This is a genomic window from Streptomyces sp. NPDC028991 (assembly GCF_055564775.1).
In genome coordinates this window covers 1-15,456 of sequence record NZ_JBVHVP010000004.1, presented here as the reverse complement: position 1 = coordinate 15,456, position 15,456 = coordinate 1, and the positions used below count along the sequence as shown (strand labels likewise).

General features: G+C 73.1%; 9 protein-coding genes. 4 read left to right on the top strand and 5 right to left on the bottom strand.

Annotated features, from left to right (window positions below):
* Positions 1-169: 169 nt before the first annotated feature.
* Both lhgO and ACZ4V1_RS10260 read right to left on the bottom strand, forming a co-directional pair.
* The gene (lhgO, locus tag ACZ4V1_RS10265) at positions 170-1,417 is read right to left on the bottom strand and encodes an L-2-hydroxyglutarate oxidase (RefSeq protein ID WP_468332366.1); all 1,248 of its coding nucleotides are present in this window, start codon (positions 1,415-1,417) and stop codon (positions 170-172) included.
* Positions 1,418-1,493: 76 nt separating this feature from the next.
* The gene (locus ACZ4V1_RS10260) at positions 1,494-2,915 is read right to left on the bottom strand and encodes an MFS transporter (RefSeq protein ID WP_468332363.1); all 1,422 of its coding nucleotides are present in this window, start codon (positions 2,913-2,915) and stop codon (positions 1,494-1,496) included.
* A gap of 690 nt (positions 2,916-3,605) precedes the next feature.
* Here ACZ4V1_RS10260 and ACZ4V1_RS10255 point away from each other — a divergent pair.
* Positions 3,606-5,729 (top strand): asparagine synthase-related protein, encoded by a 2,124-nt coding sequence (locus ACZ4V1_RS10255; RefSeq protein WP_468332360.1) that lies wholly within the window; start codon positions 3,606-3,608, stop codon positions 5,727-5,729.
* A 275-nt stretch (positions 5,730-6,004) separates the two neighbouring features.
* On the opposite strand, the gene ACZ4V1_RS10250 is transcribed toward ACZ4V1_RS10255, so the two are convergent.
* Positions 6,005-8,119, bottom strand: coding sequence for a sigma-70 family RNA polymerase sigma factor (locus ACZ4V1_RS10250; protein WP_468332357.1), 2,115 nt, complete (start codon positions 8,117-8,119; stop codon positions 6,005-6,007).
* Positions 8,120-8,505: 386 nt separating this feature from the next.
* Positions 8,506-9,324 (bottom strand): TetR/AcrR family transcriptional regulator, encoded by an 819-nt coding sequence (locus ACZ4V1_RS10245; RefSeq protein ID WP_468332354.1) that lies wholly within the window; start codon positions 9,322-9,324, stop codon positions 8,506-8,508.
* 372 nt (positions 9,325-9,696) lie between these two features.
* Between ACZ4V1_RS10245 and ACZ4V1_RS10240 the strand changes: the two genes are divergently transcribed.
* Positions 9,697-11,076 carry an NAD(P)/FAD-dependent oxidoreductase gene (locus ACZ4V1_RS10240; RefSeq protein WP_468332351.1) on the top strand — a complete coding sequence of 460 codons (1,380 nt, stop codon included), beginning with the start codon at positions 9,697-9,699 and terminating at the stop codon, positions 11,074-11,076.
* Positions 11,077-11,261: 185 nt separating this feature from the next.
* Positions 11,262-12,908, top strand: a complete 1,647-nt coding sequence (locus tag ACZ4V1_RS10235) for an ATP-binding SpoIIE family protein phosphatase (protein WP_468332348.1) — start codon at positions 11,262-11,264, stop codon at positions 12,906-12,908.
* A 54-nt stretch (positions 12,909-12,962) separates the two neighbouring features.
* Here the strand turns inward: ACZ4V1_RS10235 and ACZ4V1_RS10230 are convergent, their stop codons facing one another.
* Entirely contained in the window at positions 12,963-14,240 is a 1,278-nt protein-coding gene (locus tag ACZ4V1_RS10230) for an MFS transporter (RefSeq protein ID WP_468333491.1), read from the bottom strand.
* Positions 14,241-14,375: 135 nt separating this feature from the next.
* On the opposite strand from ACZ4V1_RS10230, the gene ACZ4V1_RS10225 reads away from it, so the two are divergent.
* Positions 14,376-14,924, top strand: coding sequence for a MarR family winged helix-turn-helix transcriptional regulator (locus tag ACZ4V1_RS10225; protein ID WP_468332345.1), 549 nt, complete (start codon positions 14,376-14,378; stop codon positions 14,922-14,924).
* Positions 14,925-15,456: the final 532 nt, after the last annotated feature.

Sequence of the window (15,456 nt, the reverse complement as noted above, 5' to 3'; positions counted from 1 at the left end):
TCCCCAGGGCCTGAACGGCCCGGGTCCATGCCGGGTCCGGGCCCACGCTGGTCTCTCCGGGTCCGGGTCCATGCCGGTCTCTCCGGGCCCGGGCCCGCGCTGGTCTCTCCGGGCCCATGCCGGTCTCTCCGGGTCCGGGTCCATGCCGGTCAACGAAGACGGCCCCGGATCAACGCACCGCCCCCAACATCACCAGCGCCCTCCGCCCCACCTCCCGCCCGATGGGCAGCGCCGCCGTCGCGGCAGGCGAGGGCGCGTTCAGAACATGCACCGCGCACGCCCCCTCGCGGATCAGGAAGTCGTCCACCAGCGTCCCGTCCGCCAGGACCGCCTGCGCCCGCACTCCCGCCGGCGCCGCCACCAGGTCCCCCTCCGCCACCCCGGGCAGCAGCCGGCGCACGGCGGTGGTGAACGCCCTCTTCGACAGTGACCGCCGCAGCTCGCCCGCCCCGTACCTCCAGTGCCGTCGGGCTATCCGCCACGAACCGGGCCAGCTCAGCGTCCCGCCCAGCTCGCCGGGCCGCACCACACCCCAGCCGTAGCCCTCCCGGGCCAGCGCCGGCACCGCGTTGGGCCCGACGTGCACGCCACCGTCGATGCCCCGGGTCAGGTGCACCCCGAGGAACGGGAACGCCGGGTCCGGCACCGGATACACCAGTCCCCGCACCAGCTCCGGGCGCGCCAGCTCGTAGTACTCGCCCCGGAAGGGGACGATCCGCATGCCGGGGTCGTCCCCGGTCATGCGGGCGATCCCGTCGCAGTGCAGTCCGGCGCAGTTGACCAGGACCCGGGCGCGGAGCACGTCCCCGGAGCGGGTGCGCACGGCGACACCGAGGTCCGGGCGCCGGTCGATGTGCCGCACCTCGGCGCCGTAGCGGATCTCCGCGCCCGATGCCCGGGCCAGCTGCCGGGCCACCGCGACGTAGTCGCAGACGCCGGTCGTGCCGACGTGTATGGCGGCGAGGCCGCGCACCTCCGGTTCGTACTCCGGGATCTGTGCCGCGCCCAGCTCGCGGACCGGTATGCCGTTCTCCCGGCCGCGCTGCACGAGGGCGTGCAGCCGGGGCAGCTCGGAGCGGTCGGTGGCGACGATCAGCTTGCCGGTGACGGCGTGGGCGATGCCGTACTCGGCGCAGAACTTGACCATCTCCGCCGCGCCCCGCACCGCGTAGCGCGCCTTCAGCGAGCCCGGGCGGTAGTAGACGCCGCTGTGGATGACGCCGCTGTTGCGGCCCGTCTGGTGCCGGGCCGGTCCCGGCTCCTTCTCCAGCACCGTCACACGGGTGCCCGGCGCGGCGCGGGTGATCGCGTACGCCGTCGACAGGCCGACGATTCCGCCGCCGATCACCAGCACGTCGCAGTCGTACGCGACGCCGTGCGCGCCGCCCTGCGCGGTCGCGGTCCGCACTCGTTCCATCTCCCGGCCCACCTCCCGGCTTCGATAGTGCACTGCGCCACTGACAATGCCCTCAAACCCGGGAGGGGACGGTGGATCAGGCCGGGGTCACCAGGAGCGGCCGGGCGCGCTCGCGCAGCTCGACCACGCGCGGTTCGTCGCCGTACGGCTCCAGGCGGTGGAGGAGGTCCTTCACGTACTCGGTGGTGCGGGCCGAGGAGATGCGGCCGGCCACCTCGACCGCCCGCACGCCCTGCTCGCAGGCCGCGTCCAGGTTGCCCGACTCCAGCTCGGCCACCGCCGAGACGACGAGCCTGAGGCCGTGCGAGCGTACGAACTCCTCCGTCGGTTTCGACAGGGCCTGCTCGGTGAAGCGGCGGACCTGGCGTGGTGCCTTCAGGTCGCGGTAGCACTCGGCGGCGTCGGCGGCGAACCGGTCGTAGGAGTAGAAACCCAGCCACGTCGGGTCGCTGTCGCCGGGGCGGGCGCGCTCCAGCCAGCTCTCGGCGGCCTTCAGGGCCGCGCCGGCCGCCGGGGCGTCACTCGCGCGCGCGTGGGCACGGGCCTCGACCAGGCGGAAGAAGCTCATGGTGCGGGCCGTGGCCAGGCCCCGGTTGCGTTCGAGGGCGGCCTGCGCGAGGTCCACGCCCTCGTCGCCGAAGCCGCGGTAGGTGGCCTGGAGCGACATGGAGGCGAGTACGTAGCCGCCCAGGGGGACGTCGGCCGCCGCGCGGGCCAGGCGCAGGGCCTGGATGTAGTAGCGCTGGGCCGCCTCCTGCTGGCCGGTGTCGAAGGCCATCCACCCGGCCAGGCGGGTCAGCTCGGCCGAGGCGCCGAACAGCGCGCGGCCGACCTCGTCGGAGTAGGAGCCGAGGAGCAGCGGGGCCGCCTCGACGCGTAAGCACTCGGGGACCATGGAGGATCGCCAGTCGCCGCCGCCGTACTTGGAGTCCCAGCGTCGCGCGTCCTCGGCGGCCTCACGCAGCTTCTGCACATCGCTGTGGCCGACTTTGAGCGGTGCGCCGGTGCCCTCGGCCGGGCTCGCGTCACGCGCCACCGAGCTGTCGGCCGGGGTTATCAGCCATCGAGAGGCGGGCGTCGCGTACGCGCTCACCGCGAACGAGCCGGCCAGCGACTGCCAGATGCCGCCGCCGGCCCGGCGGCCGGCGAGGTCGAGACGGTACAGCTCGGTGGCCGACCTGACCGCCTGGCCGACGTCCCGGGGGAAGGCGAGGCCCACTTCGGGGGCGGGATCCGCGTCCGCCAGGCCGATCTCGTGGAGCGGCACCGGACGGCCGAGCTTCTGCCCGATGGCGGCCGCGATGAGGTGCGGCGCCGCACCCTGCGGCACCATGCCCTTCGACACCCAGCGCGCCACCGACGTCTTGTCGTAGCGAAGCGTCAACCCGCGCTGGGCGCCGAGGTCGTTGACGCGCCGGGCGAGTCCTGCGTTGCTGATTCCCGCGAGGGCGAGAACGGCGCCGAGCTTTTCGTTCGGCCCGCGTTGCTCCCTGGACATGCGCCACCCCTCGACACAGACGGCTGCCGCCCTGGCATAACCACGCGGCATTCGTAAACCCAGCGTAGTTCGCCGGATCCCATGCGTTAAGAGGCATTGTTCCGGATGGCGGGATTGTGGTCCGTACCCAAGTGCGGCTTCCGCACGGTCTGTTGCCACGTGCTCCCAGTGTGTGGCCGTGCGCCCGCCCGTGCGCTCTTCTCCGGCCACGGCGGGAGCGGTTCCATGGGCGATGCGTGGGTCGGCCCGCTGTACTGGATCCAGTGGGCTGGGGGACACCGCCGCCTACATCCCCGCGGGCGGCGGACCGGTCCGGGAGGCGTGCCTCGCCTCCCGGACTGCGCGCCGCCGGTCGGTGCGCGAAGCCTGTACGCAGCGTGTTCGAACGTGTCCGCGTGACGCCGATTTGGCTGAAAATCGCCCCCGGTCATTTCGGGGTACTACGGCCCTCACCATGGGAGTTGAGGGCGCGTTGGGTAGCCAAGGGGCGCGTTGCGGGGGCGCATTCGAGTCGCCTTGGCGCCCTCCGACGAGGCGCGGAAAGGCGGTTGACATCCTCGCGTGAGTCTCCGCGGGGGCGCACTCCCGGGAGCACATGCGGCTCCGCCGATGCTCTGCGGCGCGCCCTTCATGGCAGCATGGGACCAGTTCGTACGGTGCACTGGTTGTCCCCAGCCTGTGGAGGCGTCGATGCGGTGGTTGGTGGGGTGGAGCAGCGCCGCCGTGGGAGCAGCGGGGATCGCCGGGGCGGGTGGCTCCGCCGGTGCCACCGGCTACGACGGCGAGTCCGTGCAGCCCGTGGGCGCCCAGCCGTTGTGGGGCGACCCCGACCCCCTGTGGGCGGTCGGCGACTGGCGTCCCGACGAGGTGCGCGTCGTCACGGCCGATCCACAGACCCGGATCGCCGTCCTCGGCATCTGCGGCGCGACCGACGAGCAGCTGCGGGTCGGCCTGTTCGCCGCGCGCGGCGGAGCCCTTCGGCACCTGACGGCGTGGCCCGGCAGCTACACGGCCGTCGTCCAGGTGGGCCGGCGGATCACCGTCTGCGGCGATCTCGCGGGCGTGCGGCCGGTGTTCCACACCCCTTGGGAAGGCGGCACGGCGTATGCGACGGCCGCCCTGCCCCTGGCCGACCTCGTCGAGGCCAACCTCGACTTCGGGCATCTCGCCGCACTGCTCGCCGCGCCCGACGTGCCGGCCGCGCTGGACGACTCCACCCCGTACGACGGCGTGAAACGCATTCCGCCGGGGCATGCGCTGATCCTGCGCGCCGGGGCACGTGAGATCGCCGGGTACGAACCGGTGGCCTCGCTCGCCGTGGCGGCGCCCTCGGCCGACCCCGACCGGGCGGTGGACGGCGTGCGGGACGCCCTGGTGGAGGCGGTGCGTACGCGCCTCGCCGCGCCCCGGCACGTCCCCGGGGACGGCATCGACCCCGGCCCGGTCCCCGGCATGGGCCCCGCGGAACGGCGCGCCGCGCGCGGGATGCCGGTTCCGGGAATCGGCGCCGACCTGTCCGGCGGACCGGCCTCGGGGACGCTGGCGCTGCTGGCCGCCGGGCTGCCTGGGATGCCCGGGACCGTGCTCGGGCACGGCACGGGTGCGGGGGAGCGGCTGCTGGCCGTCACCTTCAACGACCTCACCGTCGGCGGGCAGGAGGCCGAACTGGAGCGGGCGGGCGCCCTCGCGGCCAACCCGCGGCTGCACCACGTGGTGGTCACCGGAGGCGAGGACGTACTGCCGTACGCCGCGCTGGACGGGCCGCTGACGGACGAACCGGGTTCCGTTCTGGTCGCGGCGGCACGGCACCGGGCGCGGCTGGCCGCCGGCAGCGCGGACCACTTCACCGGGTACGGGGCGCGGCAGGTGCTGGACGCCCATCCGGCGCGGCTGGCCGACCTGCTGATGGACCGCAAACGGCGCCATCTCGTACGGCCGGTCGCCGCGCTGGCCAAGGCGGACGGGTCGGTTCTGGTCCCCGCGCGCGTGTACGCCGCGGCGCGACGGCTCGCGCGCACCCCGTACCGCAGCGGGCTCGAAGTGCTCGCCGAACGGCTGCTGCGCCGGCGCTTCGACACGCCCGGGGAAGGCAGTGGGGCCACGGAGGCGTCGCTCGCCGTGCTGACCTGGGCCGGACCGGGGCCTGCGGCGCGGTGGCTGACCGGAGAGGCCCTCGCTGAAGTATCGGTTCGCCTTCAGACGTCCTCCCAGCGGTCCGGAGTGGGGCCGGGGCAGCGGCCGGGCGACTTCCGCGCGCGTGCGGCACTGGCGCGGCAGGCCGCGGACGTGCGGGTGTTGGAACAGGCCGCCGAGATCCGCTTCCAGCGGCTGCACACGCCGTTCCTCGACAACCAGGTCGTCCGCGCGTGCCGCGCGCTGCCGGAGGCGCTGCGGGTGCAGCCGGGGGCGCGGGCGGCGATTCTGCGGACGGTGCTGGAGGGCGCGGGGGTGAGCGAGTTGCCGAGCGGCTGGGGTGCGCCCACGCAGGCGCTGGCGGCCTCCGCCGCGCGCACGGGGCTGCGGGTCGCCGCGGACTCGCTGCTGGGACTGTTCGACACGCCGCTGCTCGCGGAGGCGGGGCTGGTGGAGGCGCGGGTCGTACGCAAGGCGGTGCGTGCGGCGGCCGCGGGCGAGGCGCTGCCGCTGGACGGGCTGGCCGACCTGATCTCCCTGGAGCTGTGGCTCCGCCGCCTCCTGGCCCGCCGCGGCACCTGCTGGACGGGAACCCCGGCCCGCCAGCGCGCGGTACCCGCGGGCATCGCGCCGCAGCGGGGGGCGCTGGGTGGGGCGGGGGCGGTTGTGCGGCGGGGGTGACGGGGGCGGTGCGGGGTTGCGGTGCGGGGTGTGGTGCCTCGGGTGGTGGTGCCTCGGGGAGGTGGTGGGTGCGGTCGTGCGTCGGGGTGCCTGCGGCCGTCCGCCGGGGTTTCTGAGGCGGGTTTCTGGGGCCCCGTCCGTCGGGGTGCCTGCGGCGGCCTGTGCGGGTCGGGCGGGGGCCGGGCGGGGGCCTGTGCGGGTCGGGCGGGGGCCGGGGTGACACCGACACGTCCCCTTCCCGCCGTAGGCGGCTGTCCGTCCGCGCTCCGTAGGACCTACTCGCAGGTGAACCGCGACTGAGCCCAGTCCGCGAGCGCCACCGAGTCGAGGTGACCGTGCGGCTCGACCACCAGCCGTACGGTCTCGCGCCCCGCGATGTCCACGTGGACGGGCAACGCCGGGTCACCGCCCTTGACCATTCCGGAGCTCCACAGCCGCACGCCGTCGGCGTGCACCGAGAAGTGGACCTTGCCGAGCTTCAGCGTCAGGTCGTCCACGCCCACCAGCGCGTCGTAGGACGAGCAGGAGCGGTTGAGGTCGATGGTGACGGAGGAGCGTCCGTGCACCGTGACGCCGTGCGCGTACCGCTCGCCGCCGATCGACAGGGCGGAGCGCTGCCATACCCAACCGCTCCCGGCCAGCCTCATCTCGGGTCCGGTCCCGTCGCCGCCCACGTCATACGCCAGCTTGCTCCACTGGTAGACGGTCGGAGCGGGCGGTGGTGTGGGGGACGGAGTGGGAGTGGGGGTGGGAGTCGGGGTTGGAGTTGGGGTCGGCTTCGGTGTGGGGGTCGGTTCGGGGGTGGGGGACGGTGTGGGGGTGGGCGTCGGGGGCGGGGACGGCTCGGGTGCGGCCAGTGGTGGGCGGGGGCGGGGTGTCGGGGTCGGCGTGGGGGTGTCCGGGGCGGGCTGCGCCACCGGTGAGGAGGGGGGAGGGGCCGCCTTCGGCGGCTGTTCGGCCGGGGCGTCGCCGCCGACGAGCGCGAAGACCAGTGCCGCCGCCGCGGCCACCGCCACCACACCGGCCGCGATGCCGGCCTTCACGGGTGCGCCCAGCCCCTCGGAGGCCGCCGCACCGCCGGACGCGCCACCGCCCGCCGCCGCCGTGCCCGCGGCACCGGCGCCCGCGCCTCCGGCGATGATCCCCGCCGCCTTGGCGTACCCGGCGGCGCCGAACCAGCCGATGACCGCGACCGGCACCACGGCGGGAATCCCGCTCGCGACCTCCTTGATCTGGCTGGCGGCCAGCCGGCACCTGGCGCACTCGTCCAGGTGCTTGCGCAGCCCCCGCTCGGCCCGGATGCGCAGTCTGCCGCGCGCGTAGGTGCCGAGTTGGTCGGCGTAGCGGGCGCACTCCTCGTCGGTGGCGAGGGCCTCGCTGACATGGGCCTGGAGGTAGGCCTGTTTCAGGCCCTCGCGGGCCCGGCTGGCGAGCACGCGCGTGCCGTTGGCGTCCAGCCCGAAGAGCATGGCCACCTCACTCGGCGACTCGTCCTCTACCTCGGTGTGCCACAGCACGGCCTGCCACCGCTCCGGCAGGGAACGGAAGGCCCGCATGGCCATCGACTGCTCGGCCTCGTGCATGGCCCGGACCTCGGCACCCAGTTCCAGGGTGTCGTCGTCCGGCGCCTTGGCGGTGTGCGCGGCCTGCGCGGCGAACACAGCGAAGTCGTCGACCAGCTGCTCCCGTCCGGCAGACCGGGTCCAGCCGGCGGCGACGCGCCTGACCGCGGTGAGCAGGTAGGCGCGCACGGCGTGCTCCGGGCCCGAGCCGCCGCGCACCGCCTGGAGCATGCGGGCGAAGACCTCGGCCGTGAGGTCGTCCGCGGTGTGGGCGTCGCGGCAGCAGGTACGCGCGTACCTGCGCACCGCGTCCGCGTGGCGCCGGTACAGCTCCTCGTAGGCCGCGTCGTCGCCCGAGCGCATCCGCTCGATCAGCTCCGCGTCGGACGACGGCAGTTCACGGGGCGGCGGCAGGATGCCACTGTGGTGAAGGTCGCGGGGCGGGGGCAGGTCGCCGTCCTCGTGCAGCTCGCGAGGCGGCGGCAGGACACTGTCCTCGTGGAGCTCACGCTGTGCCGGGACGCCGCCCTCCGCCGGGATATTGCCCTGTGCCGGGACGCCGCCCTCCGCCGGGCCACTGCCCTGTGCCGGGACGCCGCCCCCGGCCGGGACACTGCCCTGTGCCGGGCCACTGCCCTGTGCCGGGACGCCGCCCTCCGCCGGGATATTGCCCTGCGCCGGGACGCCGCCCCCGGCCGGGACACTGCCCTGCGCCGGGACGCCGTCCCGCGGGGTCTGGGCCGGCCCGCCCTGGCCGGGCACCTGCGGCGGGTCGCCGGGTCCGGTGTCGCCGTCACCTAGTGACCCGTCCCGCCCGTCAACGCTCATCGCGGAAAGCCCCCGCCACCTGCCCAGCCAGTCCCGAACACCGGGTCAGCGTGCCATATTGGCTTTTGGTCAGGACAGCCCAGGGACGACCATCACTCGTCCGTGGCAACTTGCCGCGACGGGGTGATAACGCTCAGCCGTTCGGGGAAGGAGAAGGTGCCCCGTCCCGACAGGCGTTGAGCGAGACGCGCGGAATGCCGTACCCCGGCCCGTCCGCGCCTGGATCCTCCCGCGCCTGGATCCTCCCGCGCCTGGATCCTCCCGCGCCTGGATCCTCCCGCGCCCGGATCCCTCCCGCGCCTGGATCCCCCCGCGCCTGGGCCCGTCCGTGCCCGCCTGGGCCCGTCCGCCGCCGTCCGCCCGCGAGACGCACCGTCGGCGTCGGCTCACGCCGGTCGGGAACGCAGCCCCTCCAGCAGGATGTCCAGCAGCCGGGCCGAGGCCGCCGCCTGCTGTGCCGCGTCCGGAAGCGAGGGCGCCGCCGTGGCTATCACCAGCAGCACGTCCGACACCGACACGTCCGGCCGCAGCTCACCCGCCGACCGCGCCCGCTCCACGAGCCGGCCCACGACGTCCAGCAACTCCGCCGCCCCGTCGTCTCCCTCGACGGAAACCGGCCCGACCGCCGGTCCACCAGCCGACGTACCCGTCGACGCGGTCCCCTCGGACACCAGCCGCAGCTCGCCGGAGCCCGGCTGTATCCGCTGCTGCGGCACGCGCGGCTCACCGGCTACCGCGCCGCCGGCGTCGGCGGCGCCGTCACCGTCGTCGGACACCCCGACCCGCAGCACCTGCGGCGGCAACAGCCGCCCGGCGCCCGAGGCCACCGACGTCCGCAGGAAACGCGACAGCGCCGACCACGGCTCGTCCTCCTGCCCGAGCGCCGCCCGGGCCTGGTCGGTCAGCCGGGCCGTCTCCTCCTCGGCTATCCGCCGCACCAGGACGTCCTTGCTCGGAAAACGCCGGTACACGGTGCCGACACCGACCCGCGCGCGCCGCGCCACGTCCTCCATCGGCGCTCCGTACCCCAGCTCGCCGAACACCTCGCGCGCCGCACGCAGCACGTGCTCCAGGTTGCGCTGGGCGTCCACGCGCAGAGGCGCGGTCCGAGCTCCGTCACCGCGTGCGCCGCCCGCGCCCTCACTCATCGCGCCACGGGGCGCGACAGCGGACACTGACGACCAATGAGAGTCCTGAACATGCATGACAATCCCCCGGTAATGACGTCTCCCCCCGGAGACTCTCCCCGCCATCGAAAGCCGGAGTGCGCGGAACAGGCCCGGTACCGCGGTCCGTCCGTCGCGGACCGATGAGCACATCCCCTTACACCCCGTGGGAAAGAACATAGTTGAGCGGGAGTCAATTCAGAAGGGGCACGTTCCGCACGGAGCGCCCCCCGATCGGAGTACGGACCGGATACGCCCCGAATGTGCCGCGTTCCGAACCCGCATCCACCCCCACTGACCTGCGCGGCCAGCCCACTCCACGGCGATCCTGCCAGCCCCGCGCCGTCCCGATCTCCGGTCACACAAATTGACGAGCCTGTGGACAAACGCAAGCGTCGGGTGCGTCATGGGATGGTGAAGGAACGTGCGCGCATTCTCGTTGTCGGCGGTGGCTACGTCGGGATGTACACGGCTCTGCGTCTGCAGCGGAACCTCAGAGGCGAACTGAGGCGGGGCGAAGCCGAGATCACGGTCGTCACCCCCGATCCCTACATGACGTATCAGCCGTTCCTCCCCGAGGCGGCGGCCGGCTCCATCTCGCCCCGGCACGTCGTGGTGCCGCTGCGCCGTGTCCTCGACCAGTGCCACGTCGTCATCGGCGAGGCGCGGTCCATCGACCACGCGGCGCGCACCGCCACCGTCGCCACCCTCGCCACCGAGGAGGAGGGCGCGGACGCCCGACGGCTGACGTACGACGAACTCGTCCTCGCGCCCGGCTCGGTCTCCCGCACCCTGCCCGTCCCCGGCCTCGCCGACCACGGGGTCGGCTTCAAGACCGTCGAGGAGGCCATCGGCCTGCGCAACCACGTCATCGAGCAGATGGACATCGCCTCCTCCACCCGTGACCCCGCCATCCGCGACGCCGCCCTCACCTTCGTCTTCGTCGGCGGCGGCTACGCGGGCGTGGAGGCACTCGGCGAGCTCGAGGACATGGCCCGCTACGCCGCGCGGTACTACCACAACGTCACACCGGACGACATGAAGTGGATCCTCGTCGAAGCCTCGGGCCGCATCCTGCCCGAGGTCGGCGAGGAACTGGGCCGCTACACGGTCACCGAACTGCGCCGCCGCAACATCGACGTACGCCTGGAGACACGCCTGGAGTCCTGCACGGACCGCGTCGCCGTCCTCAGCGACGGCGCCCGCTTCCCCACCCGTACGGTCGTCTGGACGGCCGGCGTCAAACCCCACCCGGTCCTCGCCGCCACCGACCTCCCCCTCGACGGCCGCGGCCGGCTCACCTGTACTCCCCACCTGTCCGTCGAGGGCGCGGCGCACGCGTGGGCCGCGGGAGACGCCGCCGCCGTCCCCGACGTCACCGCCCCGGAACCGGGCCGGGAATGCGCACCCAACGCCCAGCACGCCGTCCGCCAGGCCAGGGTCCTCGGCGACAACATCGCGCACGCCCTGCGCGGCGAGCCCCTCGACAGGTACGCGTACAAGTACGCCGGCTCCGTCGCCTCCCTCGGCTTCCACAAGGGCGTCGCGCACGTCTACGGGCGCAAGCTGAAGGGCTACCCCGCCTGGTTCATGCACCGCGCCTACCACCTCAGCCGGGTTCCCACCGTCAACCGCAAGGCGCGCGTACTGGCCGAATGGGCCCTCGCCGGACTCTTCAAAAGGGAGATCGTCTCCCTGGGTTCACTCGAACATCCGCGAGCGGAGTTCGAACTCGCGGCCGGTGGAAAGCCTTCTCAGGAACCTCCGCGCAACCCGAAGGGGTCGTCCTGACCGGAGTCAGGAACTCCCCCGGCCGGTCCGGCGTCTGACGGATGTCGGCCCGGTCGGCACCTACCCTGCCAGACTGGTCCACCACCGCGGGCGCGCCGCCGCTCGCTCCCGCGCGGTCCCCGCGGCCCCGGCCGTTCCCGGTCCGCCCCGGCCCGGCCGCCGACAACTACACGAGGCAAGGATTCGTGAACTTCACGCGCTGGAGCGCCCGACTCCCCGGAACGCAGCGCCGCGCCGCAGCGCGGACCGACACGACGGTCTCCCCGGACCGGCGGAGCGACGGCTCCGTACCCGCCGCCCGCGCCGAACAGCTGACCGACGAGGCCCCGCCCGTACCCGCCGTCGACGACCTCCCCGTGCGCGACGTACTCGACCGCGTCCCGGCCCTCGTCGCCCTCATCCACGGCCCCGACCACCGCCTCGCCTACGTCAACGACGCCTACGTCGCGGCCTTCGGCATGCGTGACCTGGGCAAACGGGCCCGCGAGGCCCTCCCCGAACTGGACGAGCTCGGCCTCTTCCCGCTCCTGGACCAGGTCCAGCGCAGCGGCAGACCACGCACCCTCAAATCCCGCAAGGCCACCGACGGCCGCTCCTACACCTTCACCTGCACCCCGGTCACCGAGAGCGGCAGCGGCGGCAGTGGCGTACTCGTCTTCGCGACCGACGTCACCGACCACGCCGAGGCCGCGGCCCGCCTGCGCGCGAGCGAGGGCCGCCAGCGCGAGACCGCCGTCACCCTCCAGCGCTCCCTGCTCCCGCAGGAACTGGAGGAGCCCGACGACCTGCGCGTCGCCGCCACCTACCACCCCGGCGGCACCGAGGCCGCGGTCGGCGGCGACTGGTACGACGTGATCACCCTCGGCGGCGGCCGCACCGCCCTGGTCATCGGCGACGTCATGGGCAGAGGCGTCCGCGCGGCAGCGGTCATGGGTCAGCTCCGTACGGCGGTCAGGGCCTACGCCCGCCTCGACCTGCCCCCGCACGAGGTGCTCCAGCTCCTCGACGGCCTCGCCACCGAGATCGACGCCAACCAGATCGCCACCTGCGTCTACGCCATCCACGACCCGAACGAGGGCCGGTTGGTCTACGCGTCCGCCGGGCACCTGCCCATCCTGGTCCGCGACGAGAACGGCACCGTCCAGCGCGCCGACGAACCCACCGGCCCCCCGCTCGGCACAGGCGGCTGGATGCACTCCTCCGGCTCGATCGCCCTGACCCCCGGCTCCACGGCCGTCCTCTACACCGACGGCCTGGTGGAACGCCGCAACGAAGACCTGGACGACGGCATCGCCGCCCTGGAGCGCGCCCTGTCCGGCGCCACCGGCGCCCCCCAGGTGATCTGCGACCGCCTGGTCCGCTCGGCGGGCGTCACCCCGGACCACGACGACGACGTGGCCGTCCTGGTCCTCCAGCACCCCGCCCGCAAGGGCGCCGAGGCCGAGCGCTTCCGCAACGCCGCCCTGGAACTGCTCGGCGGCGTGGAAGCGGCACCACGCGCGCGTGCCTTCGCCTCCGGCGTCCTGACCAGCTGGCGCTTCCCCATCGACCTGCACGATCTGGGCGTCCTGGCCACCAGCGAACTGGTCGCCAACTCCCTCCAGCACGGCACGCCCCCCATGCGGCTGCGCCTGCGACGCACCGACCGGCGCCTGATCGTCGAGGTCACCGACGGCGACGACCACCTGCCCAGACGCCGCCGCGCCGAGCCCGGGGACGAGTCCGGCCGGGGCATCGCCATCGTCGCGACGATCGCCTCCAACTGGGGGTCCAGGCGCACCCCCGGGGGCGGCAAGGCGGTCTGGTGCGAGTTCATCCTGCCGAAGCCGTGACCAGGGACCCCGGACGGGACCGTGACGGGGCGAACCCGTCACTGCCCCGCTCGCTCACGCCTCCGCGGCCGCCACCGACTCGGCCGGTGCCCCGCTCTGCGTGACCACCCGGCTCCTGGCGAGCGACGGCTGGTTCTGTACGTCCGTGAGCTGCCGCCCCAGCCGCACCGCCAGCACCGTGATGCCCAGCGAGAACAGCAGGAACGCCACGATGTACGGCGTGTGCAGCGAGGCCCCGAGCGGCCCGCCGACCGCCGGCCCGATCGCCAGCGCGAGCTGTTTCACCAGGGCGAAGGCGGAGTTGTACTGCCCGGCCAGCCCGGGCGGCGCCAGATCCGCCACCAGCGGCGCCACCGTCGGCGACAGCAGGGCCTCGCCCAGTCCGAACAGCGCGTACGTCGAGATGAACGCGGCCGTCGCCATCGTCTGGCTGCCGTGTCCCAGCCCGGCGTACCCGGCCACGGCCCACGCCACGGCCCAGATCAGACCCACCGCGGCGATCACGCGCGACCGCTTCCGGCGCTCCACGAACCTCAGCACCGCGAACTGCGCGATCACGATCACCAGCGTGTTCGCCGCCAGCGCGGTACCCAGTGCGGACGTGGAGATCCCGGCCGCCTCGACGCCGTACGCGCTCAGCCCCGACTCGAACTGCCCGTAGCAGGCGAAGAACAGCACGAAGCCGAGTACGCACAGTTGCACCATGGCCCGGTTGCCGAGCAGCTGCTTCCAGCTGCCACCGGCGGACCGCCCCGGCGCCCCCTCCATACGCGGCGCGCGCGGTGCGCGCACCGTCGCCATCACCGCGACCAGCAGCAGGAACATCGCCGCCTCGATCGCGAACAGCAGTGTGAAGGAGGCGGCGCTCGACGTGTCGACGAGATGTCCGCCGATGAGCCCGCCGACGCCGAGACCCAGGTTCTGCAGGAAGAACTGCGTCGCGAACGCCCGCGACCGCGTCTCGGACGGCGAGCAGTCCACGATCATCGTCGCGAGCGCCGGCTGCATGACGGCCTGCCCCGCACCCAGCGCGGCGGCGGACCCCAGCACGGTGGCCGCCGAGGCCGACAGTCCCAGGCACAGCGCACCGAGCGCGGCGGTGACCAGGGCGGCGAGCAGTACCGGCAGCGGGCCCCGCCGGACGATGGCCCGCCCGGCGAACGGCAGCACGATCAACGCGGCCACGGCGAAGACGGCGAGCACGAGGCCCGCCGTAACAGAACCGAGTCCCCGTACCTGCGCCACATAGACGTACAGGTAGGGGACGGTGAAGCCGAGCCCGAACGCGCTGAGTGCGTTGCCCACATGAATCCGGCGCATCGCTGCGCCCATTGCCCTGGTCACGTTCACCCTCTCTGGGTCGATGCTCCATCCCTTAGAGATGAAGACTTAGAAGCTAAAGTTCGATACTAAAGAGTACATAGCGAAGGACTTCAACGCAAAGGAGCCGCATGCCATACTGCGGCCATGGGCGACACCTCCGGCGCCGGCGAGCCGCCACTCGAAGAACAGATCGCCGCCTACCAGCGCGAGTTCCAGGACCTCGATCCGCAGGTCGAGAAGATCGTCTCGGCGCTGTCCCGCCTCAACCGCCGCATGAACGTCGCGTACGGCCGCCAGACCGCCGAGCTCGGCATCAGCAACACCGACTGGGAGGTGCTGAAGGCGCTCGTCCTCTCCGGCGCTCCCTACCGGCTGGGCCCGGGAGACCTCGCCAAGCGCCTCGGCCTGACCCCTGCCGCGATGACCCACCGCATCGACCGCATGGTGGGAGAAGGGCTCGTCACCCGGGACCGCGACGAGACCAACAGGGTCCGCGTCATCGTCGAGCTGACGGCGGAGGGGCGCGAGAAGTGGCTGGAGGCCATGCGCCTCGCCACGGTCTTCGAGGAGGACCTGCTCCAGGATCTCTCCGCGGACGACCGGACCGCACTGGGCGACGTCCTCACCCGCCTTCTGCGCAGGGTGGAGCACGCCCAGCCGGACGCGGGCGGCCGGCTCAGCGACCTCGATTAAAGATCTTGACAGGCTTCCTTGACAGCCCCCTACGGGATCCGTAGAGTTCTTCGGGTTGCCACGGGGCCGTAACGGTTCTGCGGTAGCACCTCCCGCCGCACCAGCGGCAACCAAACCACCAGCACGACCTCCCAGTGGGAATGGTTTCGGCATGTCCGAATTCAATTCCGAATGGGGCTCGACGGTCCGATCGACTCGATTGGGAATCGCCGAGAAGATCCGCTAAGGTTTGAGACGTCGGAACGGCCCAACAGCCGGGAAGGCAACCCCCTCTGACGGGGAATCAGAGCCCGAAAGGATCTGATAGAGTCGGAGCCGCCGGAAAGGGAAACGCGAAAGCGGGAACCTGGAAAGCACCGAGGAAATCGGATCGGAAAGATCTGATAGAGTCGGAAACGCAAGACCGAAGGGAAGCGCCCGGAGGAAAGCCTGAGAGAGTCTCTCGGGTGAGTACAAAGGAAGCGTCCGTTCCTTGAGAACTCAACAGCGTGCCAAAAGTCAACGCCAGATATGTTGATACCCCGACCTGATC

What these genes read in the sequence shown, in the direction of transcription:
- ACZ4V1_RS10225 (WP_468332345.1), top strand. Translation starts at nt 14,376, where the DNA reads ATGGGCGACACCTCCGGCGCCGGCGAGCCGCCACTCGAAGAACAGATC.
- ACZ4V1_RS10260 (WP_468332363.1), bottom strand. Translation starts at nt 2,915, where the DNA reads ATGTCCAGGGAGCAACGCGGGCCGAACGAAAAGCTCGGCGCCGTTCTC.
- ACZ4V1_RS10245 (WP_468332354.1), bottom strand. Translation starts at nt 9,324, where the DNA reads ATGCATGTTCAGGACTCTCATTGGTCGTCAGTGTCCGCTGTCGCGCCC.
- ACZ4V1_RS10230 (WP_468333491.1), bottom strand. Translation starts at nt 14,240, where the DNA reads ATGGGCGCAGCGATGCGCCGGATTCATGTGGGCAACGCACTCAGCGCG.
- ACZ4V1_RS10240 (WP_468332351.1), top strand. Translation starts at nt 9,697, where the DNA reads ATGGTGAAGGAACGTGCGCGCATTCTCGTTGTCGGCGGTGGCTACGTC.
- lhgO (WP_468332366.1), bottom strand. Translation starts at nt 1,417, where the DNA reads ATGGAACGAGTGCGGACCGCGACCGCGCAGGGCGGCGCGCACGGCGTC.
- ACZ4V1_RS10250 (WP_468332357.1), bottom strand. Translation starts at nt 8,119, where the DNA reads ATGAGCGTTGACGGGCGGGACGGGTCACTAGGTGACGGCGACACCGGA.
- ACZ4V1_RS10255 (WP_468332360.1), top strand. Translation starts at nt 3,606, where the DNA reads ATGCGGTGGTTGGTGGGGTGGAGCAGCGCCGCCGTGGGAGCAGCGGGG.